The sequence below is a fragment of the Streptomyces katrae genome (assembly GCF_000966975.1).
GTDB lineage: Bacteria > Actinomycetota > Actinomycetes > Streptomycetales > Streptomycetaceae > Streptomyces > Streptomyces katrae.
The window spans coordinates 1-20,832 of sequence record NZ_JZWV01000177.1; the positions used below are offsets into that span (position 1 = coordinate 1).

A 20,832-nucleotide genomic window follows, 5' to 3' on the forward strand; every position below is an offset into this window, starting at 1 on the left:
CGGGGAGAGGCTCCGCGCAGCGGTCCCCACCCCGCCCCCCGGGTCAGAGCGTCAGCTCGTAGAGGCGGGTCCGCCGCCCGCCCGGCGCGGCGAGTTCCTCCCCCGGCGTCATGCCGATCCGGCCCCCCGCAACCGCTCCAGCGTGGCCAGCGCGGCGGCATACGCGTACCCCTTCCCCCACGCGGCGCGCCCCAGCCGCCACCCGATCTCGATCCGCCCCACCGGCCCCCACGCCTTCGCCTCCGGCCACGGCTGCGCGCCCGTGAAGCCGAGGACCTCGCCCTCCTCGTCCAGCAGGGTCCACAGGCAGTACCCCAGCTGTGCGTCGTGCATCCGCTGCCGGGCGGTGATCTCCTCGTACACGGAAGGCTCCGCGGGCCCCCGAACTCCATCACGTCCGTGTCGTCGAAGACTCGGTGCCAGGCGTGCGCGTCCTCGTCGGTCGGTACGCGGAGCCGGACCGCGGGCAGCGGAGGCCGGGCCGTCGGCGAGGTGGTGGACGAGGTCGTCATCGGGGCAGCCCTTCGGATCGCGATCACTCTCGCTGCATAGACTGCGTCATGTCCTGTGCCGTTGGGCACCCCTTATCGAGCCTTCGGGAGACCCCGCAGTGACCGAGCCCACCGAGCCCCTCTCCGAACACCGCGCGGACGTGATCGTCGTCGGGGCCGGGCCCGCCGGCTCGACGACCGCCTACTACCTCGCGAAGGCCGGACTGGACGTCCTGCTCCTGGAGAAGACGGCGTTCCCGCGCGAGAAGGTCTGCGGTGACGGCCTGACCCCGCGCGCCACCAAGCAGCTGGTGGCGATGGGCATCGACATCTCCGAAGAGGCCGGCTGGCTGCGGAACAAGGGTCTGCGCATCATCGGCGGCGGGCAGCGGCTCCAGCTGGACTGGCCGGAACTCGCCTCGTACCCGGACTACGGACTCGTGCGCAAGCGCGACGACTTCGACGAGACCCTGGCCCGCCAGGCGCAGAAGGCCGGCGCCCGCCTGTACGAGCGCTGCAACGTCGGCGAGCCCGTCCGGGACCCGCGCACGGGGCACATCACCGGCGTGCACGCGAAGCTCGGCGAGGAGAAGACCCCGGTCACCTTCCACGCCCCGCTCGTCGTCGCGGCCGACGGCAACTCCTCCCGCCTGTCCCTCGCGATGGGGCTGCACCGGCGCGAGGACCGCCCGATGGGCGTGGCGGTGCGCACGTACTTCACCTCGCCCCGGCACGACGACGACTACCTGGAGTCCTGGCTGGAGCTGTGGGACCGGCGCGGTCCGCAGGACCGGCTGCTGCCCGGCTACGGCTGGATCTTCGGCATGGGCGACGGCACGTCCAACGTCGGCCTCGGCATCCTCAACTCCTCCTCCGCGTTCAAGGAGCTGGACTGGCGCGAGGTCCTCAAGGCCTGGTGCGCGTCCATGCCGGAGGACTGGGGCTACACCCCCGAGAACATGACGCAGCCGATCCGCGGCGCGGCCCTGCCGATGGCCTTCAACCGGCAGCCGCACTACACCAAGGGGCTGCTGCTGGTCGGTGACGCGGGCGGGCTCGTCAACCCGTTCAACGGCGAGGGCATCGCCTATGCGATGGAGTCCGGCCAGATCGCGGCGGAGGTCATCGTCCAGGCCCACGCCCGCGCCACCCCGGCCCAGCGCGAACTGGCCCTGCACAGCTACCCGAAGGTGCTCAAGGAGACCTACGGCGGCTACTACACGCTGGGCCGCGCCTTCGTGAAGCTGATCGGCAACCCGACGGTCATGAAGATCGCCGCCCAGCGCGGCCTGACGCACCCCGTGCTGATGCGCTTCACGCTGAAGATGCTGGCGAACCTGACGGACCCGACGGGCGGCGACGCGATGGACCGCATCATCAACGGCCTCTCGAAGGTGGCCCCGAAGGCCTGAGCAGCCCCAGGAAGCCCCTGAGCCGCCCCCGGGTCTCCCGATGGGCGGCTCAGTCGTCCGCGGGCTCCTGCGCCGCCTCCGGGGCCCCGTGGACCGTGCGTACGCAGCGGGTCAGGAGGCTCAGGCCGGCCAGGAGGAGAGCGCCGGAGACGGCCCAGCCGAGACCCAGGGTCAGGGGCGTGCCGGGTTTGTGCCAGGGGCGGGCGGTGGTCAGCAGCCAGCCGCCGACCGCGAGCATGCACAGGCCGAGGGCGGCGGGGAGAGCGGTGTCCTCGTGGGCGCCGTCTTCCTCGCGCGAGGTTCCGTTCACGGATCACCACCTCCGGGAATCGCTACGGGCGCACGGGTACCCGCCTATCTTCGCAGGGCTCCGGCGGGTTCCGCACGGGCCGTCCGCCGGGCGGGAATCCGGGCATGGCGAAGGTCCGGTACTCCACCCCCGAGCAGGGGAGTACCGGACCTCGCGGAGACCGGGTGCGTCAGAGGACGCGGACGGCGCCCGTCGGCATGTCGTAGCTCAGCGGGCGCTCGACGATGCCCGTGCTGGGGTTCTGCGCGCCGACGAACTTGCCGCCGCCGACGTAGATGGCGACGTGGTAGGCGCTGCCCTTGGGGCCCCAGTACAGGATGTCGCCCGGCTGGAGGTTGCTCAGCGAGACCGAGGTGCCGGCCAGGGACTGGTCCTGGGAGGTGCGGTCCAGGGAGATGCCCGCCTGGCGGTAGGCGGCCTGCACGAGGCCCGAGCAGTCGTACGCGGAGGGGCCGGTGGCACCCATCACGTACGCCTTGCCGACCTGGGCGTAGGCGAAGTTGACGATGGCCGCGGCCGAACCGGTGGCCGAGGAGCGGCCGCTGCTGGAGGAACCGCCGGTGACGGCGGCACCGCTGCCGTCGTCGGAGGCGGAGGCGTTGGTCAGGGAGGAGCGGCCGGAGCTGCGGTTGGCACGCTCGGCGTCGGCCTTGCGGTCGGCCTCCTGCTTCGCCTTCTGCTCGGCGGCCTTCTGGGCGTCTTCCTTCGCCTGCTTCGCCTCGGCGGCGGCACCCGTACGGGCGCTCTCCTCCTGGGCGTTCAGCTCGCCGGTGACGGCGGCCTCGACGGCGGCGACGCGGGTGTTCTCGGCGGCCGTGTTGACCGCGTTGGAGACCTCGGTGCCGAGGTCCAGGCTGAGGACCGGCATCTCCAGCGTCGTCTCGGCCACGGGCTCGGTAGACGGGGACGCGCTCGCGGTGCCGGCCATGGCCAGGGTGCTGAGGACGCCACCGGCAACTCCGGCGCGGACCGCGAGCTTCGAGGCGCTGCGGCGGGGCTTCCGGTGGCTGGGTATGTGAGCGGTGTGGGACATGGGACAACCGCTATCAGGGGTGCAGGGTCACCTTCAAGAAACGTGGTCTGCGCCACAGTTGCGGGAAAAGCCGGGTAACCGGGCGCGCCGCGCCCCTTATTGACGCCGTAACGGACAGATCGGACACCCCTTCGCAAGGCTGTGATCATGGGGTTTCAGCAATAAGTCCGAATTGATCCACCGCCTACCATCCACCCGCACAGATGGCCAAGCCTCCTTTTTGCGGGCCATGATCGATGTGTCGCAGGTCACAGTTACCTGCCGCCGTGAGGGCGCTGTGGCCGGTCCGTGATCCGACCGTGAACTCGCCGTGCGCTTACCGCGCCCTCGCCGTGCGGTTCCCGTGCGGTCCGCCGCGGGCCGGGGTGCTCGTGAACGCGTGCACATCCTTCCGGCGCCGGATCCGGCGTCCACTTCCGTACCGCCGGGCCCCCCGGGCGGGGGAAGCCGATTCCTTTATCACTCCGGTCGCCCAGCCGCCAATTTGCCTGTAGCGGCCAGTCTTTGATAGTGCAAGCCCGCCTCTACCTGCGGTAACGCGGCCGGATGTCACGTTTGGTGATCATGTGGATGCCTTGCGTACGAAGATCACCACTCATCGGGCTTCATGATCGTTCGTCAGGTGGTGGAGATCACAAACTCGGTGTTGTTACCCGTGTCGCAGATCACAGACCGCCAGGCATAAGATGCGCACCAGTCTGGCTTGTGAACTGCCTCACATGCGACCAACGGTCAAGGACGACTGGAAGGAGCGAGGAGCGTGAATGCCTACGCACCCATCCTCGTGCTCGGCGCCATCGGCGCAGGGTTTGCGATCTTCTCCGTGGTCATGGCCACGCTGATCGGCCCAAAACGGTACAACCGGGCGAAGCTTGAAGCGTACGAGTGCGGCATCGAGCCCACCCCGATGCCCGCCGGCGGCGGTCGCTTCCCCATCAAGTACTACCTCACGGCGATGCTCTTCATCGTCTTCGACATCGAGATCGTCTTCCTCTACCCCTGGGCCGTCACCTTCGACTCCCTGGGGATCTTCGGGCTCGTCGAGATGCTGCTCTTCGTGCTCACCGTCTTCGTCGCCTACGCATACGTCTGGCGCCGCGGCGGCCTGGAATGGGACTGAGGGGCTGAATTTTCCATGGGACTGGAAGAGAAGCTGCCGAGCGGCTTCCTGCTGACCACCGTCGAACAGGCCGCGGGCTGGGTGCGCAAGGCATCCGTCTTCCCGGCCACCTTCGGCCTCGCCTGCTGCGCCATCGAGATGATGACCACCGGCGCCGGCCGCTACGACCTCGCCCGCTTCGGCATGGAGGTCTTCCGCGGCTCCCCGCGCCAGGCCGACCTGATGATCGTCGCCGGCCGGGTCAGCCAGAAGATGGCGCCGGTGCTGCGGCAGGTGTACGACCAGATGCCCGCCCCCAAGTGGGTCATCTCCATGGGGGTCTGCGCCTCCTCGGGCGGCATGTTCAACAACTACGCGATCGTCCAGGGCGTCGACCACATCGTCCCGGTGGACATCTACCTGCCCGGCTGCCCGCCCCGCCCCGAGATGCTCATGGACGCGATCCTCAAGCTCCACCAGAAGATCCAGGGCTCCAAGCTCGGCGTGAACCGGGAAGAGGCGGCGCGCGAGGCGGAGGAGGCGGCCCTCAAGGCCCTCCCCACCATCGAGATGAAGGGGCTCCTGCGGTGAGCGACGAACCCGCCGTGGAGAACGGCAACGGCAACAACGTCCCCGCACCCCGGGCGGGCGCCCCCGGCCCCGAGGTGATCGGCGTCCGCAAGGGCATGTTCGGCGCCAGGAACGGCGGCGACACCAGCGGCTACGGCGGCCTGGTCCGCACCGTGGCCCTGCCCGGCGCCAGCTCCCGCCCGTACGGCTCCTATTTCGACGAGGTCGCCGACGAGCTGGAGGGGGCCCTGGAGGAGCAGGACCTGCTCCCGGAGAACGCGATCGAGAAGGTCGTCGTCGACCGCGGCGAGATGACCCTCCACATCGCCCGCGAGCACCTGCTGCGGGTGGCCTCCACCCTGCGCGACGACCCGGCCCTGCGCTTCGAGCTGTGCACCGGCGTCTCGGGCGTCCACTTCCCCGACGACCGGGGCCGCGAGCTGCACGCCGTCTACCACCTGCGCTCCCTCACCCACGGCCGGATCATCCGGCTGGAGGTGTCGGTGCCCGACGGCGACCCGCACCTCCCCTCGCTCGTCACGGTCTACCCGACCAACGACTGGCACGAGCGCGAGGCGTACGACTTCTTCGGCCTGGTCTTCGACGGCCACCCGGCCCTCACCCGGATCATGATGCCGGACGACTGGCAGGGCTTCCCGCAGCGCAAGGACTACCCGCTCGGCGGCATCCCCATCGAGTACAAGGGCGCCCAGATCCCGGCTCCCGACCAGCGGAGGTCGTACAGCTGATGTCGAACACCCCCAACGCCGCCGACCACGCGGCCTCCCGCGAGACCACCGAAGGCACCGTCTACACCGTCACCGGCGGCGACTGGGACGAGATCGTCCGGTCCGCGGCCAAGGCGGACGACGAGCGCATCGTCGTCAACATGGGCCCCCAGCACCCCTCCACCCACGGGGTGCTCCGCCTGATCCTGGAGATCGACGGCGAGACGGTCACCGAGGCCCGCTGCGGCATCGGCTACCTGCACACCGGCATCGAGAAGAACCTCGAATTCCGCAACTGGACGCAGGGCACCACCTTCGTCACGCGCATGGACTACCTCACGCCGTTCTTCAACGAGACGGCCTACTGCCTCGGCGTCGAGAAGCTCCTCGGCATCACCGACCAGATCCCGGACCGGGCCACCGTCATCCGCGTCCTGCTGATGGAGCTCAACCGCCTCTCCTCCCACCTGGTGTGCATCGCCACCGGCGGCATGGAGCTCGGCGCGACCACGATCATGATCTACGGCTTCCGGGACCGCGAGCTGATCCTCGACGTCTTCGAGCTGATCACCGGCCTGCGCATGAACCACGCCTTCGTCCGCCCCGGCGGCCTCGCCCAGGACCTGCCCCCCGGCGCGGTCGACCAGCTGCGCGAGTTCGTCAAGACGATGAAGAAGAACCTGCCGGAGTACGACAAGCTCGCCACCGGCAACCCCATCTTCAAGGCCCGCATGCAGGACGTCGGCTACCTCGACCTCGCCGGCTGCATGGCCCTCGGCGCCACAGGACCGATCCTGCGCTCGGCGGGCCTGCCGCACGACCTGCGCAAGACCGACCCCTACTGCGGCTACGACAGCTACGAGTTCGACGTCCCCACCACCGAGAGCTGCGACTCCTACGGGCGGTTCCTGATCCGCCTGGAGGAGATGCGCCAGTCGCTGCGGATCGTGGAGCAGTGCCTGGACCGGCTGGAGCCCGGCCCGGTCATGGTCGCCGACAAGAAGATCGCCTGGCCGGCGCAGCTCGCCATGGGTCCCGACGGCCTCGGCAACTCCCTCGACCACATCAAGAACATCATGGGCACCTCCATGGAGGCCCTCATCCACCACTTCAAGCTGGTGACCGAAGGCTTCCGGGTCCCCGCCGGACAGGCGTACGCGGCCGTCGAGTCCCCCAAGGGCGAGCTCGGCGTCCACGTGGTCTCCGACGGCGGCACCCGCCCCTACCGGGTCCACTTCCGCGACCCGTCCTTCACCAACCTGCAGGCCATGGCGGCGATGTGCGAAGGCGGCCAGGTCGCCGACGTCATCGTCGCCGTCGCCTCCATCGACCCCGTGATGGGAGGCGTCGACCGATGACGGCCGATGCAGTGAACACGGGCATCAGCCTCGGGATGCCGCAGCTCCCCGCCCCCGACTTCCCCGCCGAGGTACGCGCCCGGCTGGAAGCGGACGCGCAGGAGGTCATCGCCCGCTACCCCGACAGCCGCTCCGCGCTGCTGCCGCTCCTGCACCTGACGCAGTCCGAGGAGGGCTACGTCTCCCGCACCGGCATCCGCTTCTGCGCCGAGGTCCTCGGCCTGACCACCGCCGAGGTCACCGCCGTCGCCACCTTCTACACGATGTACCGGCGCAAGCCCTCCGGCGACTACCAGGTCGGGGTCTGTACCAACACCCTGTGCGCGGTGATGGGCGGCGACGCCATCTTCGACGAGCTCAAGGAGCACCTCGGGGTCGGCAACAACGAGACCACCCCCGACGGCAAGGTCACGCTGGAGCACATCGAGTGCAACGCGGCCTGCGACTACGCCCCCGTGGTGATGGTCAACTGGGAGTTCTTCGACAACCAGACCCCCGCGTCCGCCAAGGCCCTCGTCGACGACCTGCGCGCCGGCCGCCCGGTCGAGCCGACCCGGGGCGCGCCGCTGTGCACGTTCAAGGACACCGCCCGGATCCTGGCGGGCTTCCCCGACGGGCGCGAGGGCGCGGTGGAGGCGAGCGGCGGAGCGGGCCCCGCCTCCCTGATCGGCCTGCGCATCGCCCGCGGCGAATCCCCGCACGCCCCGGTCGTCCGCCCGCGCGCCGAGACCGGTACCGAGGGAGGGGAGTGATGTCCGTGTCGACCGAGATCGAGAAGAACGGCACCAGCCCGGAGAAGCTGCTCGCGCCCGTGCTGTCGGCGTTCTGGGACGAGCCCGAGTCGTGGACGCTGGAGACCTACCGGCGCCACGAGGGCTACGAGGGCCTGCGCAAGGCGCTCGCGATGACCCCGGACGAGGTGATCGCCTACGTCAAGGACTCGGGCCTGCGTGGACGCGGCGGCGCGGGCTTCCCCACCGGGATGAAGTGGCAGTTCATCCCGCAGGGCGACGGCAAGCCGCACTACCTCGTCGTGAACGCGGACGAGTCCGAGCCGGGAACCTGCAAGGACATCCCCCTCCTCTTCGCCAACCCGCACTCCCTCGTCGAGGGAATGATCATCGCCTGCTACGCGATCCGTTCGGAGCACGCCTTCATCTACCTGCGCGGTGAGACCGTCCCCGTGCTGCGGCGGCTGCACGAGGCCGTGCGCGAGGCGTACGCGGCCGGATACCTCGGCAAGGACATCGACGGCAGCGGACGCAACCTCGACATCACCGTGCACGCGGGAGCGGGCGCGTACATCTGCGGCGAGGAGACGGCACTGCTCGACTCCCTCGAAGGCCGGCGCGGTCAGCCCCGGCTGCGTCCCCCCTTCCCCGCGGTCGAGGGCCTCTACGCGTGCCCCACTGTCGTCAACAACGTGGAGTCCATCGCCTCGGTTCCCGCGATCCTCAACAAGGGCAAGGACTGGTTCAAGGCGATGGGGACGGAGAAGTCCCCCGGCTTCACCCTCTACTCCCTCTCCGGGCACGTGGCCGGCCCCGGCCAGTACGAGGCCCCCCTCGGCATCACCCTGCGCCAGCTCCTCGACATGAGCGGCGGCATGCGCCCCGGACACCGGCTGAAGTTCTGGACCCCCGGCGGCTCCTCCACCCCCATGTTCACCGACGAACACCTCGACGTCCCGCTGGACTACGAGGGCGTGGGCGCGGCCGGCTCCATGCTCGGCACCAAGGCCCTCCAGTGCTTCGACGAGACCACCTGCGTGGTGCGCGCCGTCACCCGCTGGACCGAGTTCTACGCCCACGAGTCCTGCGGCAAGTGCACGCCCTGCCGCGAGGGCACGTACTGGCTGGTCCAGCTGCTGCGCGACATCGAGGCCGGCAAGGGCGTCATGTCCGACCTCGACAAGCTGAACGACATCGCCGACAACATCAACGGCAAGTCCTTCTGCGCGCTCGGCGACGGCGCGGCCAGCCCGATCTTCTCCTCGCTGAAGTACTTCCGCGCGGAGTACGAGCAGCACATCACCGGGAAGGGCTGCCCCTTCGACCACCGGAAGTCGACCCTGTGGGCCGACGGTCCGGCAGAGAACTCCGAGGTGAACGCATGACCGTCGCCACCAGTGCCCCCGCCGGCGGGGGCGAGGCCGCCAAGCCCCCGCAGGACGACCTGGTCACGCTGACCATCGACGGCGCCGAACTGTCCGTACCCAAGGGGACCCTGGTCATCCGGGCCGCCGAACAGCTCGGCATCGAGATCCCCCGGTTCTGCGACCACCCCCTCCTCGACCCGGCCGGCGCCTGCCGCCAGTGCATCGTCGAGGTCGAGGGCCAGCGCAAGCCGATGGCCTCCTGCACCATCACCTGCACCGACGGCATGGTCGTCCGCACCCAGCTGACTTCCGAGACCGCGGACAAGGCCCAGCGCGGGGTGATGGAGCTGCTGCTCATCAACCACCCGCTGGACTGCCCCGTCTGCGACAAGGGCGGCGAGTGCCCGCTGCAGAACCAGGCGATGTCGCACGGCAACGCCGAGTCCCGGTTCGAGGGGCGCAAGCGGACCTACGAGAAGCCCGTCGCGATCTCCACGCAGGTGCTGCTGGACCGCGAGCGGTGCGTGCTGTGCGCGCGCTGCACCCGCTTCTCCAACCAGGTCGCCGGCGACCCGATGATCGAACTGGTCGAGCGCGGCGCACTCCAGCAGGTCGGCACCGGCGAGGGCGACCCGTTCGAGTCGTACTTCTCCGGCAACACCATCCAGATCTGCCCCGTCGGCGCCCTCACCTCGGCCGCCTACCGGTTCCGCTCCCGCCCCTTCGACCTCGTCTCCTCCCCGAGCGTATGCGAGCACTGCGCGGGCGGCTGCGCCACCCGGACCGACCACCGGCGCGGGAAGGTGCTGCGCCGCCTCGCCGCCGAGGACCCCGAGGTCAACGAGGAGTGGATCTGCGACAAGGGCCGCTTCGCGTTCCGTTACGCGCAGCGCCCGGACCGGCTGACCACCCCGCTGGTGCGCGGGGCCGACGGGGTCCTCGCCCCGGCGAGCTGGCCCGAGGCGCTGGAGGCCGCGGCCGCCGGGCTCACCGCCGCGCGCGGCCGGGCCGGCGTCCTGACCGGCGGCCGGCTGACCGTCGAGGACGCCTACGCGTACGCCAAGTTCGCCCGGGTGGTCCTCGACACCAACGACATCGACTTCCGGGCCCGGGTGCACAGCGCGGAGGAGACCGAGTTCCTGGCGGCCTCCGTCGCCGGCACCGGCAAGGACCTCGACGGCACGGGCGTCACGTACGCCTCCCTGGAGGCCGCCCCGGCCGTGCTGCTGGTGGGCATCGAGGCCGAGGAGGAGGCCCCCGGGGTCTTCCTGCGGCTGCGCAAGGCCCACCGCAAGCGGGGCCAGAAGACGTACGCGCTCGCGCCGTTCGCCACCCGGGGCCTGACGAAGGCGGGCGGCACCCTGCTGGCCGCCGCCCCCGGCACCGAGCCGGAGTGGCTGGACGCCCTGGCCTCCCGCACCGGGCTGGAGACCGGGGGCGCCGAGGCCGCCGAGGCGCTCCGCAAGCCCGGGGCCGTCCTCGTCGTCGGGGAGCGTCTCGCCGGGGTGCCCGGCGCGCTGACCGCCGCCGTACGGGCGGCCACCGCGACCGGGGCCCGGCTGGTGTGGATCCCGCGCCGGGCCGGGGAGCGGGCCGCGATCGAGGCGGGCGCCCTGCCGTCCCTGCTGCCGGGCGGCCGCCCGGCCACCGACCCGCGGGCCCGCGACGAGGTCGCCGGCGCCTGGGGGCTGGAGGCGCTGCCGCACCGCTACGGCCGCGACACCGGCCAGATCATCGAGGCCGCCGCCGGCGGCGAGCTGGGCGCGCTGCTGGTCGCGGGTGTGGAGCTCGCCGACCTGCCCGACCCGCGGCGGGCCCGCACCGCGCTCAAGGAGGCCTTCGTGGTCTCCCTGGAGCTGCGGCCCGGCGAGGTCACCGACCTGGCGGACGTGGTCCTGCCGGTCGCCGCCGTCGCCGAGAAGGCGGGCACGTTCGTCAACTGGGAGGGCCGCGTCCGCCCGTTCGAGGCCGCCCTCAAGCCCGACCAGATGACCCGCCGCCTCGCCCCGGCCGACGCCCGCGTGCTGCACATGCTGGCCGACGCCGCCGACCGGCCCATCGCCCTGCCCGACGTGCACGCCGTACGCCGGGAGCTGGAGCGGCTCGGCCCCTGGGAGGGCGACCTCGCCCCCGAGCGGTCCACCGGCCCGGAGCCGCTGCCCCGGCCCGGCGCGGGCGAGGCCGTACTCGCCGGGCACCGGCTGCTGCTGGACCTGGGCCGGCTCCAGGAGGGCGACGAGGCCCTGGCCGGGACCCGGCACGAGGCCGCGGCCCGCCTCTCGGCCGCCACGGCCGCCGAGACCGGCGTCAAGGACGGCGACCTCCTCGCCGTCACCGGCCCGGCCGGCTCGGTGGAACTCCCGCTGCGGATCACCGAGATGCCCGACCGGGTCGTGTGGCTCCCCCTGAACTCCACCGGCTCCGGCGTCCTCGCCGACACCGGCGCCCTGCCCGGCGGCCTCGTCCGCATCGGACCGGCGCCGGCCCCGGCCGCCCCCGCCAAGGAGGTGCGAGCGTGAGCACCCTCGCCCACATCGCGGCGCAGCAGCCGCACGTCCTCGCCGCCGAGGACCTGTCCCTGTTCGGCACGGACGTCTGGTGGCTCGTCCTCGTCAAGGCGGTGTTCTGCTTCGCCTTCCTGATGGTGACCGTGCTGTTCTCCATCGTCTGGGAGCGCAAGGTCGTCGCCTGGATGCAGCTGCGCATCGGCCCCAACCGGCACGGGCCCTGGGGCATGCTCCAGTCCCTCGCCGACGGCGTGAAGCTGATGCTGAAGGAGGACGTGGTCGTCAAGCGGGCCGACAAGGTGGTGTACGTCCTGGCGCCGGTCATCGCGGCGATCCCGGCGTTCATGGCCATCGCGGTGATCCCGTTCGGCCCGTCCGGCAACGAGGTCTCGATCTTCGGGCAGCGCACCACGATGCAGCTGACCGACCTGCCGATCGCGATGCTGTACGTCCTGGCCGTGGCCTCGGTCGGCATCTACGGGATCGTCCTCGCGGGCTGGTCCTCCGGCTCGACGTACCCGCTGCTCGGCGGTCTGCGCTCCTGCGCGCAGATGATCTCGTACGAGATCGCGATGGGCGCGGCCTTCGCCTCGGTCTTCCTCTACTCCGGGTCGATGTCGACCTCGCAGATCGTGGAGGCGCAGGCGGACCGCTGGTACATCGTGCTGCTGCCGGTGTCGTTCATCATCTACGTGATCACGATGGTCGGCGAGACGAACCGCGCCCCGTTCGACATGCCGGAGTCCGAGGGCGACCTGGTCGGCGGCTTCAACACCGAGTACTCCTCCATCAAGTTCGCGCTGTTCATGCTGGCCGAGTACGTCAACATGGTCACGGTCTCGGCGGTCTCGGTCACCCTCTTCCTGGGCGGCTGGCGGGCCCCGGCGCCGATCTCCACGTACTGGGAGGGCGCGAACCACGGCTGGTGGCCGATGCTCTGGTTCGTCATCAAGGTGCAGCTGCTGCTGTTCTTCTTCATCTGGCTGCGCGGCACGCTGCCGCGCGTGCGCTACGACCAGCTGATGAAGCTCGGCTGGAAGGTGCTGATCCCGGTCTCCGTGGTCTGGCTGATGCTGGTCGCCACCGTCCGGGCGCTGCGCAACGAGCGCTACGACTTCTCGGAGATCGTTCTCTACGTCGGCGGGGCCGTCGTGGCGATCCTGCTGCTGACCTCCGTCGCCGACCACTTCCGCGACAAGCGCGAGAAGACGGCCGCCGAGCGGGCCGGCAAGGCCGCGGCCGCCGAGCCCTTCGACCCGATGGCGGGCGGTTTCCCCGTACCGCCCAAGCCCGGCCAGCACCTGGCACCCGTACCGCGCAGGCGGCCCCGCGCGGAGCGGGAGCTGATTGTCAGTGGCGGGACGAATACTGACAGTGACCGAGAGGAGGGTTGAGACGTGTCTGACGAGAAGTCCGAAAAGTGGCAGAACCCGGTGGCCGGCTTCGGCGTGACCTTCAAGGCCATGTTCAAGAAGCGCCTCACCGAGCAGTACCCGGAGCAGGAGAAGACCACCGCTCCGCGGTTCCACGGAAGGCACCAGCTCAACCGGCACCCCGACGGTCTGGAGAAGTGCATCGGCTGCGAGCTGTGCGCCTGGGCCTGTCCCGCCGACGCGATCTACGTGGAGGGCGCGGACAACACGGAGGAGGAGCGCTACTCCCCGGGCGAGCGGTACGGGCGGGTCTACCAGATCAACTACGCCCGCTGCATCCTGTGCGGGCTCTGCATCGAGGCCTGTCCGACCCGGGCGCTGACGATGACGAACGAGTTCGAACTGGCCGACGCCAGCCGCGAGTCGCTGATCTACACCAAGGAGCAGCTCCTCGCCGGACTGACCGAGGGCATGGTCGACACCCCGCACTCGATCTTCCCCGGCATGGACGAGCAGGACTACTACCGGGGCCTGGTGACGGGTGCCGCGCCCGGTACCGAACGGCAGGTGGCGGTCTCCAAGGGCGAGGTCCCGGCCTCGAACGGCGCCGGGAACGGCGCTGCCGCCGAGGGGGTCGGAGCATGAGCGCCCTCGCGGCCGCCGCCACCACGACCTCCACCGGTGAGGCCATCCAGTTCTGGGTGCTCGCCGTCGTCGCCGTCATCGGCGCGCTCTGCACGATCCTGATGAAGAAGGCCGTGCACAGCGCCCTGTGCCTGGCCGGGACGATGATCGTCCTCGCGGTCTTCTACCTCGCCAACGGGGCCTACTTCCTGGGCGTGGTCCAGGTCATCGTCTACACCGGCGCCATCATGATGCTGTTCCTCTTCGTGGTCATGCTCGTCGGCGTCACGGCGGCGGACTCGCTGAAGGAGACCATCAAGGGCCAGCGCTGGCTCGCCGCCCTGTGCGGGCTCGGCTTCGGCATCCTGCTGATCGCCGGCCTCGCCAACGCGAAGCTGACCCACTTCAACGGCCTCGGCCGGGTCAACTCCGCGGGGCACGTCGAGGGCCTGGCCCAGCTGATCTTCACCCGCTACATCTTCGCCTTCGAGATCACCGGCGCCCTGCTGATCACGGCGGCCGTCGGCGCGATGGTGCTCACCCACCGCGAGCGCACCGAGCGGGCCGCCACCCAGCGCGAGCTCTCCGAGAAGCGCGTCCGCGAGGGCGTCCAGGTCCCGCCGCTGCCCGCCCCCGGCGTCTACGCCCGGCACAACGCCGTGGACATCGCCGGTCTGCTGCCCGACGGCACCCCGTCCGAGCTGACCGTCAACAAGACGCTGCGCGCCCGCGGCCAGATCCGTGACGTGTCCACCGAGGCCCTGGACGACCTCAAGGCGCTGGAGCAGCGCTCCGCGGAGCGTCTGGGCCGGGACTCCCGAGAGGAGGCCTCGAAGTGAATCCGGTCAACTACCTGTACCTGGCCGCCCTGCTGTTCACCATCGGCGCGGCCGGCGTCCTCATCCGGCGCAACGCCATCGTGCTGTTCATGTGCGTCGAGCTGATGCTCAACGCCTGCAATCTGGCGTTCGTGGCCTTCTCCCGGATGCACGGCAACCTCGACGGCCAGATCATCGCGTTCTTCACGATGGTCGTCGCCGCCGCGGAGGTCGTGGTGGGCCTCGCGATCATCGTGTCGCTGTTCCGTACCCGCCACTCGGCCTCGGTCGACGACGCCAGCCTGATGAAGCTGTAAGGGGCGTTCACAGTGGAGAATCTGATTGCGCTGCTGGTGGGCGCGCCCCTGCTCGGAGCGGCGGTGCTGCTGTGCGGCGGCCGGCGCCTCGACAAGGCCGGCCACTGGCTCGGGACCCTGCTCGCCGCGGTCTCCTTCGGCATCGGCGTGGCCCTCTTCGCCGACATGCTGGGGCGCGGCGCCGAGGACCGCACCCTCTACCAGCACCTGTTCAGCTGGGTGTCGGTGGGGAGCTTCCAGGCGGACTTCGCCTTCCGGCTCGACCAGCTGTCGATGACCTTCGTCCTGCTGATCTCCGGGGTGGGCACGCTCATCCACGTGTACTCGATCGGGTACATGGAGCACGACGAGCGCCGCCGCCGCTTCTTCGGCTACCTCAACCTGTTCGTCGCGGCGATGCTGCTGCTCGTCCTCGCCGACAACTACCTGCTGCTGTACTTCGGCTGGGAGGGCGTCGGCCTCGCCTCGTACCTCCTGATCGGGTTCTGGCAGCACAAGCCCAGCGCGGCCACCGCCGCGAAGAAGGCCTTCCTGGTCAACCGCGTCGGCGACATCGGCCTGTCGATCGCCATCATGCTGATGTTCACCACCTTCGGGACCTTCGCCTTCGGGCCGGTCCTCGCCAACGCGGACAAGGCGTCGGAGGGCACGCTGACGGCGATCGGCCTGATGCTGCTCCTGGCCGCCTGCGGCAAGTCGGCCCAGGTGCCGCTCCAGTCCTGGCTCGGTGACGCGATGGAGGGCCCGACCCCGGTCTCGGCCCTGATCCACGCGGCGACCATGGTCACCGCCGGTGTCTACCTGATCGTCCGCTCCGGCGCGATCTTCAACGCGGCGCCCGACGCGCAGCTGGTCGTCACCGTCGTCGGCGCGGTCACGCTGCTCTTCGGTGCGATCGTCGGTTGCGCCAAGGACGACATCAAGAAGGCCCTCGCCGGGTCCACGATGTCGCAGATCGGCTACATGGTCCTCGCCGCGGGCCTCGGACCCGTCGGCTACGTCTTCGCGATCATGCACCTGGTGACGCACGGCTTCTTCAAGGCCGGCCTCTTCCTCGGCGCGGGTTCCGTGATGCACGGGATGAACGACGAGGTGGACATGCGCAAGTACGGCGGCCTGCGCAGGTACATGCCGGTCACCTTCGTCACCTTCGGCCTCGGATACCTCGCCATCATCGGCTTCCCGGGCCTGTCGGGCTTCTTCTCCAAGGACAAGATCATCGAGGCGGCCTTCGCGAAGGGCGGCACCGAGGGCTGGATCCTCGGCGGGGCGGCCCTGCTGGGCGCCGGCATCACCGCCTTCTACATGACCCGCGTCATGCTCCTCACCTTCTTCGGCGAGAAGCGCTGGCAGCCCGCCCCCGACGCCGACCAGGTGCCGAGCGCCGAGCCGGCCGCCGAGCACCGGGCCGGGCGCATGCCGCACCCGCACGAGTCCCCGAAGTCCATGACCATCCCGATGATCGTGCTGGCCTTCGGCTCGGTCTTCGCGGGCGCCTTCTTCGGGCTCGGCGACCGCTTCCTGAACTGGCTGGAGCCGGTCACCGGCTACGAGCACGGCAACCCGCCGGTCGGCGCCCTGACGGTCACCCTGTCCACTATGGTGGTCCTCGCCGTCGGCGTCGCCATCGCCTGGTCGATGTACGGCAGGAAGCCCGTCCCGGTCGTCGCCCCGCGCGGCTCGTTCCTCACCCGGGCGGCCCGCCGGGACCTGTTCCAGGACGACTTCAACCACGTCGTCCTCGTGCGCGGCGGAGAGCACCTGACCCGCTCGCTCGTGTACGTCGACCACAGCCTGGTCGACGGAGTGGTCAACGGGACGGCCGCCTCGGTCGGCGGGCTCTCGGGCCGGCTGCGCAAGCTGCAGAACGGCTACGCCCGCAGCTACGCGGTCTCGATGTTCGGGGGCACGGTGGTCCTGATCGCCGCGACCCTGCTGATGAGGGCGGTGTGACATGACTTTCCCGCTTCTGACGGTGACGGCCGCGGTCCCCGCGGTCGGCGCGGTCCTCACCGCCGCCGTCCCGGCCAAACAGCGCACCGCCGCCAAGTGGCTCGCGCTGCTGTTCTCCCTGGCGACACTGGCCCTGGCCGTGCTCGTCGCGGTCCGCTTCGAGCCCGGCGGCGCCCGCTACCAGCTCACCGAATCCCACGCCTGGATCGCCGACTTCGGCGTCCGCTACGAACTGGGCGTGGACGGCATCGGGGTGGCGCTCATCGCGCTCACCGCCCTGCTGATCCCCTTCGTGATCGGCGCCGGCTGGAACGACGCCGACCCCCTGGAGACCAACTCTTCGCGCTGGCGCCCCACCCAGGGCTTCTTCGCCCTGATCCTCATGGTCGAGGCGATGGTGGTGATCTCCTTCGAGGCCACCGACGTCTTCCTCTTCTACATCTTCTTCGAAGCCATGCTCATCCCGATGTACTTCCTCATCGGCGGCTTCGGGGACCGGGCCCACGCGGGCTCCGACGAGAACGCCGCCGCCCAGCGCTCCTACGCGGCCGTCAAGTTCCTCCTCTACAACCTGGTCGGCGGCCTGATCATGCTCGCCGCCGTCATCGGGCTGTACGTGGTCGCCGGGAACTTCTCCCTCCAGGAGATCGCCGCCGCCCGCGCCGCCGGCACCCTCGACATGGCGACCAACACCGAGCGGCTGCTCTTCCTCGGCTTCTTCTTCGCCTTCGCGGTGAAGGCCCCGCTGTGGCCGCTGCACACCTGGCTGCCCAACGCGATGGGCGAGGCCACCGCCCCGGTCGCCGTACTGATCACCGCGGTCGTCGACAAGGTCGGCACCTTCGCGATGCTCCGCTTCTGCCTCGGCCTCTTCCCCGAGGCCAGCAAGTGGGCCACCCCCGTCATCCTCGTCCTGGCCCTGATCAGCATCGTCTACGGCGCGCTGCTCGCGGTCGGACAGCGGGACATCAAGCGGCTGGTCGCGTACGCGTCGATCTCGCACTTCGGCTTCATCATCCTGGGCATCTTCGCGATGACCTCCCAGGGCCAGTCCGGGGCGACGCTCTACATGGTCAACCACGGGATCTCCACGGCGGCGCTGATGCTCGTCGCCGGGTTCCTGATCTCCCGGCGCGGCTCCCGCCTCATCGCCGACTACGGCGGTGTCCAGAAGGTGGCCCCGGTCCTCGCCGGCACCTTCCTGATCGGCGGCCTCGCCACCCTGTCCCTGCCGGGACTGGCCCCCTTCGTCAGCGAGTTCCTGGTCCTGGTCGGCACCTTCGCCCGGTACCCGGTCCTCGGCGCCATCGCCACCATCGGCATCGTGCTCGCCGCCCTCTACACCCTGGTCCTCTACCAGCGGACCATGACCGGCCCCGTGAAGGAGGAGGTCCGCACGCTGCCGGACCTGCGCCCGCGGGAGCTGCTGGTGGTCGCCCCGCTGATCGCGCTGCTGATCGGGCTGGGCGTCTACCCGAAGGTGCTCACCGACATCGTCAACCCGGCGGTGCAGCACACGCTGTCGGACGTGAAGAAGACGGACCCCAAGCCTGAGGTCGCCGTCGAAGCCAAGAACGGGGAGGCGGTCAAGTGAGCGCCGCGACTGCTGCCCAGGGCCTGCTGACACTGGCGGCCAACGGACCGGCCGACAAGATCCCGGCCCCGCACATCGAGTACGCCCAGCTCGCGCCCACGCTGATCGTGGTGGGCGCGGCCGTCCTCGGCGTCCTCGTCGAGGCCTTCGTCCCGCGCAGGTCCCGCTACCACGTCCAGGTGTTCCTCGCCGTCGCCTCGCTCGCCGCGGCCTTCGCGGCGGTCGTCGGCCTCGCCGCCGGCGGGTACGGGAACAGCAAGGCGCACATCGCGGCCATGGGCGCCATCGCCGTCGACGGCCCCGCCCTGTTCCTCCAGGGCACCATCCTGCTCGCCTCGGTCGTGGCCGTGTTCACCTTCGCCGAGCGCCGCCTCGACCCGAAGGCGCACGGCAACCGGGTGGACTCCTTCGCCGCCCAGGCCGCGTCGGTACCGGGCAGTGACAGCGAGAAGGCCGCCGTCAAGGCCGGGTTCACCACCACCGAGGTGTTCCCGCTGGCCCTGTTCGCCATCTCCGGGATGCTGATCTTCCCGGCGGCCAACGACCTGCTGACCCTGTTCATCGCGCTGGAGGTCTTCTCCCTCCCGCTCTACCTGCTCTGCGCCGTCGCCCGCCGCCAGCGGCTGATGTCGCAGGAGGCGGCCGTCAAGTACTTCCTGCTCGGCGCCTTCTCCTCGGCGTTCCTGCTCTTCGGCATCGCCCTGCTCTACGGCTACGCGGGCTCCGTCTCCTACGCGGTGATCGCCGACGTGGTCGACGGCACCGTCACCGCCGTCGACCCGGCGCTCGCCTCCACCATGGGCAACGACGCGCTCCTCCTCATCGGCGGCGCGCTGATCCTGATGGGCCTGCTCTTCAAGGTCGGCGCCGTCCCCTTCCACATGTGGACCCCGGACGTCTACCAGGGCGCCCCCACCCCCGTGACCGGCTTCATGGCCGCCGCGACCAAGGTGGCCGCCTTCGGCGCCCTGCTGCGCCTGCTCTACGTGGTCCTGCCCGGGCTGCGCTGGGACTGGCGGCCGGTGATGTGGGGCGTCGCCATCGTGACGATGCTCGCGGGCGCGGTGATCGCCGTGACCCAGACGGACGTCAAGCGGCTGCTGGCGTACTCCTCGATCGCGCACGCCGGGTTCATCCTGGCCGGTGTGATCGCCACGTCGGCGGAGGGCGTCAAGTCCGTCCTCTTCTACCTGGGCGCCTACTCCTTCGTGACGATCGGCGCGTTCGCGGTGGTCACGCTGGTGCGCGACGCGGGCGGCGAGGCCACGCACCTGTCGAAGTGGGCGGGGCTCGGGCGGCGTTCGCCGCTCACCGCGGCCGTCTTCGCGGTGTTCCTGCTGGCCTTCGCCGGCATCCCGCTGACCTCCGGCTTCGCCGGGAAGTTCGCCGTGTTCAAGGCGGCCGCGGAGGGCGGGGCCGGGGCGCTGGTCGTCGTCGGTGTGATCTCGTCGGCGATCGCCGCGTTCTTCTACATCCGGGTGATCGTGCTGATGTTCTTCAGCGAACCCAAGGCCGACGGGCCGACGGTGGCGGTGCCCTCGCCGCTGACGATGACCACCATCGCGGTGGGCGTCGCCGTCACCCTGGTGCTGGGCGTCGCGCCGCAGTACTTCCTGGACCTGGCGGGGCACGCGAGCACCTTCGTGCGCTGACCGTCCCCGTCGCAGGCCGCGGGCCCGGCTCCCCCTCGGGGGAGCCGGGCCCACGTGCGTTGCGGGCTTTCGCGACACCCGCTAACCGTGGTCGGCGTGCATCGGGTCGGGCTTGGCGTTGCCGGGGCACTTCAGGGCGGTGTTCCAGTTGTGGAAGCGGCCCGCCGGGTTGTCCCGGTACGCCCACATGTGCAGGTCGTAGTGCTTGGGCATGCCCGTCCAGTGGCCGGGCATGGGCCCGTCGAAGGGCAGGCCGAACATCGACGGCCGGTCGTCCTTGGTGCTCAGGTCCTGGTCCTTGTCGCGGACCATCCACTCCACCGTCTCCAGCTTGCGGCGGCCGTTGCGGTCCTTGGCGGTGCTGTAGAGCAGCGCCGTCGGCCTGGCGGGGTCCGTCGAACCCCAGTTGGATTCCTTCACGTAGTGGTAGCCCATGGCGCCCACCCCGAAGGGGTTGGTCATGCACTCCTGGCCGTGCGGGACGTACCCGTCCTTGATCGCCTCCCGCTCGTCCACGTACTTGGCGGTCACCGCCATGGCCGTGGCCATGTCGCGCATCGCCTTCGCGTCGTGCGGGTCGGGCGCCGGACCGTCCACGGCGTGCGCCGGCGTGCGCCGGGGGCAGGGCCGCCAGGACGATGGACGCGCCGGCGACGGCACAGGCGGACAGGGCCTTGAGACCGCGGGCTGCGGGCATGGGAGCTCCTGGTGTTCTGGGGTCCCGTAGGGGGCTTGCGTTCCACCATCGGGTCGGGGCCCGGGCCGTGCACGCGGCGGGCCGCCGAACGGGCGCCGCCGAACGGGGCGGGCTACGGGGAGGTGGCCGCCGGGGAGGGCGTCACGGCCGGGGCCACGGGAGTGGCGGGGGCATCCGGGGCGGTGGGGGAGGCAGGGG

Annotated in this window: 18 protein-coding genes and 1 pseudogene; 15 read left to right on the forward strand and 4 right to left on the reverse strand. The window is 70.6% G+C overall.

From position 1 onward, the window contains the following. Positions 1-117: 117 nt before the first annotated feature. A pseudogene (locus VR44_RS08440) lies at positions 118-512 on the reverse strand (GNAT family N-acetyltransferase); the annotation flags it as partial. A 98-nt stretch (positions 513-610) separates the two neighbouring features. On the opposite strand from VR44_RS08440, the gene VR44_RS08445 reads away from it, so the two are divergent. Then, positions 611-1,903 (forward strand): geranylgeranyl reductase family protein, encoded by a 1,293-nt coding sequence (locus VR44_RS08445; protein ID WP_045946772.1) that lies wholly within the window; start codon positions 611-613, stop codon positions 1,901-1,903. Between the two features lie 49 nt (positions 1,904-1,952). Here the strand turns inward: VR44_RS08445 and VR44_RS08450 are convergent, their stop codons facing one another. Both VR44_RS08450 and VR44_RS08455 read right to left on the reverse strand, forming a co-directional pair. Continuing rightward, positions 1,953-2,213: a hypothetical protein gene (locus VR44_RS08450; RefSeq protein ID WP_045946773.1), complete on the reverse strand. Its 261-nt coding sequence runs from the start codon at positions 2,211-2,213 to the stop codon at positions 1,953-1,955. A 169-nt stretch (positions 2,214-2,382) separates the two neighbouring features. Beyond that, entirely contained in the window at positions 2,383-3,246 is an 864-nt protein-coding gene (locus VR44_RS08455; RefSeq protein WP_045946774.1) for a C40 family peptidase, read from the reverse strand. 760 nt (positions 3,247-4,006) lie between these two features. Here VR44_RS08455 and VR44_RS08460 point away from each other — a divergent pair. The 14 genes from VR44_RS08460 to nuoN are packed head-to-tail and all read left to right on the forward strand — an operon-like array spanning position 4,007 to position 19,937. Further along, complete coding sequence (locus VR44_RS08460) at positions 4,007-4,366, forward strand: NADH-quinone oxidoreductase subunit A (protein ID WP_045946775.1); 360 nt, start codon at positions 4,007-4,009, stop codon at positions 4,364-4,366. A gap of 15 nt (positions 4,367-4,381) precedes the next feature. After that, positions 4,382-4,936, forward strand: coding sequence for a NuoB/complex I 20 kDa subunit family protein (locus VR44_RS08465; protein WP_045946776.1), 555 nt, complete (start codon positions 4,382-4,384; stop codon positions 4,934-4,936). Next, positions 4,933-5,664 carry an NADH-quinone oxidoreductase subunit C gene (locus VR44_RS08470; RefSeq protein ID WP_045946777.1) on the forward strand — a complete coding sequence of 244 codons (732 nt, stop codon included), beginning with the start codon at positions 4,933-4,935 and terminating at the stop codon, positions 5,662-5,664. The genes VR44_RS08465 and VR44_RS08470 overlap by 4 nt, the downstream gene beginning before the upstream one ends. Further along, positions 5,664-7,001 (forward strand): NADH-quinone oxidoreductase subunit D, encoded by a 1,338-nt coding sequence (locus VR44_RS08475; RefSeq protein WP_045946778.1) that lies wholly within the window; start codon positions 5,664-5,666, stop codon positions 6,999-7,001. The genes VR44_RS08470 and VR44_RS08475 overlap by 1 nt, the downstream gene beginning before the upstream one ends. Then, a complete protein-coding gene (gene nuoE / locus VR44_RS08480; RefSeq protein ID WP_045946779.1) occupies positions 6,998-7,753 on the forward strand; it encodes an NADH-quinone oxidoreductase subunit NuoE in 756 nt (251 codons plus the stop codon). The genes VR44_RS08475 and nuoE overlap by 4 nt, the downstream gene beginning before the upstream one ends. Next, positions 7,753-9,117 (forward strand): NADH-quinone oxidoreductase subunit NuoF, encoded by a 1,365-nt coding sequence (gene nuoF / locus VR44_RS08485; RefSeq protein ID WP_045946780.1) that lies wholly within the window; start codon positions 7,753-7,755, stop codon positions 9,115-9,117. The genes nuoE and nuoF overlap by 1 nt, the downstream gene beginning before the upstream one ends. Further along, entirely contained in the window at positions 9,114-11,618 is a 2,505-nt protein-coding gene (locus tag VR44_RS08490; protein WP_045946781.1) for an NADH-quinone oxidoreductase subunit G, read from the forward strand. The genes nuoF and VR44_RS08490 overlap by 4 nt, the downstream gene beginning before the upstream one ends. Beyond that, complete coding sequence (gene nuoH, locus VR44_RS08495; protein WP_045946782.1) at positions 11,615-13,000, forward strand: NADH-quinone oxidoreductase subunit NuoH; 1,386 nt, start codon at positions 11,615-11,617, stop codon at positions 12,998-13,000. Before VR44_RS08490 ends, nuoH begins: the two co-directional genes overlap by 4 nt. Positions 13,001-13,003: 3 nt before the next feature. Further along, entirely contained in the window at positions 13,004-13,624 is a 621-nt protein-coding gene (gene nuoI, locus VR44_RS08500; protein ID WP_045946783.1) for an NADH-quinone oxidoreductase subunit NuoI, read from the forward strand. Next, positions 13,621-14,442 (forward strand): NADH-quinone oxidoreductase subunit J, encoded by an 822-nt coding sequence (locus VR44_RS08505; RefSeq protein ID WP_045946784.1) that lies wholly within the window; start codon positions 13,621-13,623, stop codon positions 14,440-14,442. Before nuoI ends, VR44_RS08505 begins: the two co-directional genes overlap by 4 nt. Beyond that, the gene (gene nuoK / locus VR44_RS08510; RefSeq protein ID WP_045946785.1) at positions 14,439-14,738 is read left to right on the forward strand and encodes an NADH-quinone oxidoreductase subunit NuoK; all 300 of its coding nucleotides are present in this window, start codon (positions 14,439-14,441) and stop codon (positions 14,736-14,738) included. The genes VR44_RS08505 and nuoK overlap by 4 nt, the downstream gene beginning before the upstream one ends. A gap of 12 nt (positions 14,739-14,750) precedes the next feature. After that, complete coding sequence (nuoL, locus tag VR44_RS08515; protein ID WP_045946786.1) at positions 14,751-16,691, forward strand: NADH-quinone oxidoreductase subunit L; 1,941 nt, start codon at positions 14,751-14,753, stop codon at positions 16,689-16,691. A gap of 1 nt (position 16,692) precedes the next feature. Further along, positions 16,693-18,285, forward strand: coding sequence for an NADH-quinone oxidoreductase subunit M (locus VR44_RS08520; protein WP_045946787.1), 1,593 nt, complete (start codon positions 16,693-16,695; stop codon positions 18,283-18,285). Next, entirely contained in the window at positions 18,282-19,937 is a 1,656-nt protein-coding gene (nuoN, locus tag VR44_RS08525; protein ID WP_045946788.1) for an NADH-quinone oxidoreductase subunit NuoN, read from the forward strand. The genes VR44_RS08520 and nuoN overlap by 4 nt, the downstream gene beginning before the upstream one ends. 81 nt (positions 19,938-20,018) lie before the next feature. Here the strand turns inward: nuoN and VR44_RS08530 are convergent, their stop codons facing one another. Then, entirely contained in the window at positions 20,019-20,534 is a 516-nt protein-coding gene (locus tag VR44_RS08530; RefSeq protein WP_052713510.1) for a hypothetical protein, read from the reverse strand. Between the last annotated feature and the right edge of the window lie 298 nt (positions 20,535-20,832).

Excerpts from the sequence above, each read along its gene's own strand:
- VR44_RS08455 (WP_045946774.1), bottom strand. The coding sequence starts at position 3,246 with ATGTCCCACACCGCTCACATACCCAGCCACCGGAAGCCCCGCCGCAGC.
- VR44_RS08465 (WP_045946776.1), top strand. The coding sequence starts at position 4,382 with ATGGGACTGGAAGAGAAGCTGCCGAGCGGCTTCCTGCTGACCACCGTC.
- VR44_RS08475 (WP_045946778.1), top strand. The coding sequence starts at position 5,664 with ATGTCGAACACCCCCAACGCCGCCGACCACGCGGCCTCCCGCGAGACC.
- nuoE (WP_045946779.1), top strand. The coding sequence starts at position 6,998 with ATGACGGCCGATGCAGTGAACACGGGCATCAGCCTCGGGATGCCGCAG.
- nuoF (WP_045946780.1), top strand. The coding sequence starts at position 7,753 with ATGTCCGTGTCGACCGAGATCGAGAAGAACGGCACCAGCCCGGAGAAG.
- VR44_RS08490 (WP_045946781.1), top strand. The coding sequence starts at position 9,114 with ATGACCGTCGCCACCAGTGCCCCCGCCGGCGGGGGCGAGGCCGCCAAG.
- VR44_RS08505 (WP_045946784.1), top strand. The coding sequence starts at position 13,621 with ATGAGCGCCCTCGCGGCCGCCGCCACCACGACCTCCACCGGTGAGGCC.
- VR44_RS08520 (WP_045946787.1), top strand. The coding sequence starts at position 16,693 with ATGACTTTCCCGCTTCTGACGGTGACGGCCGCGGTCCCCGCGGTCGGC.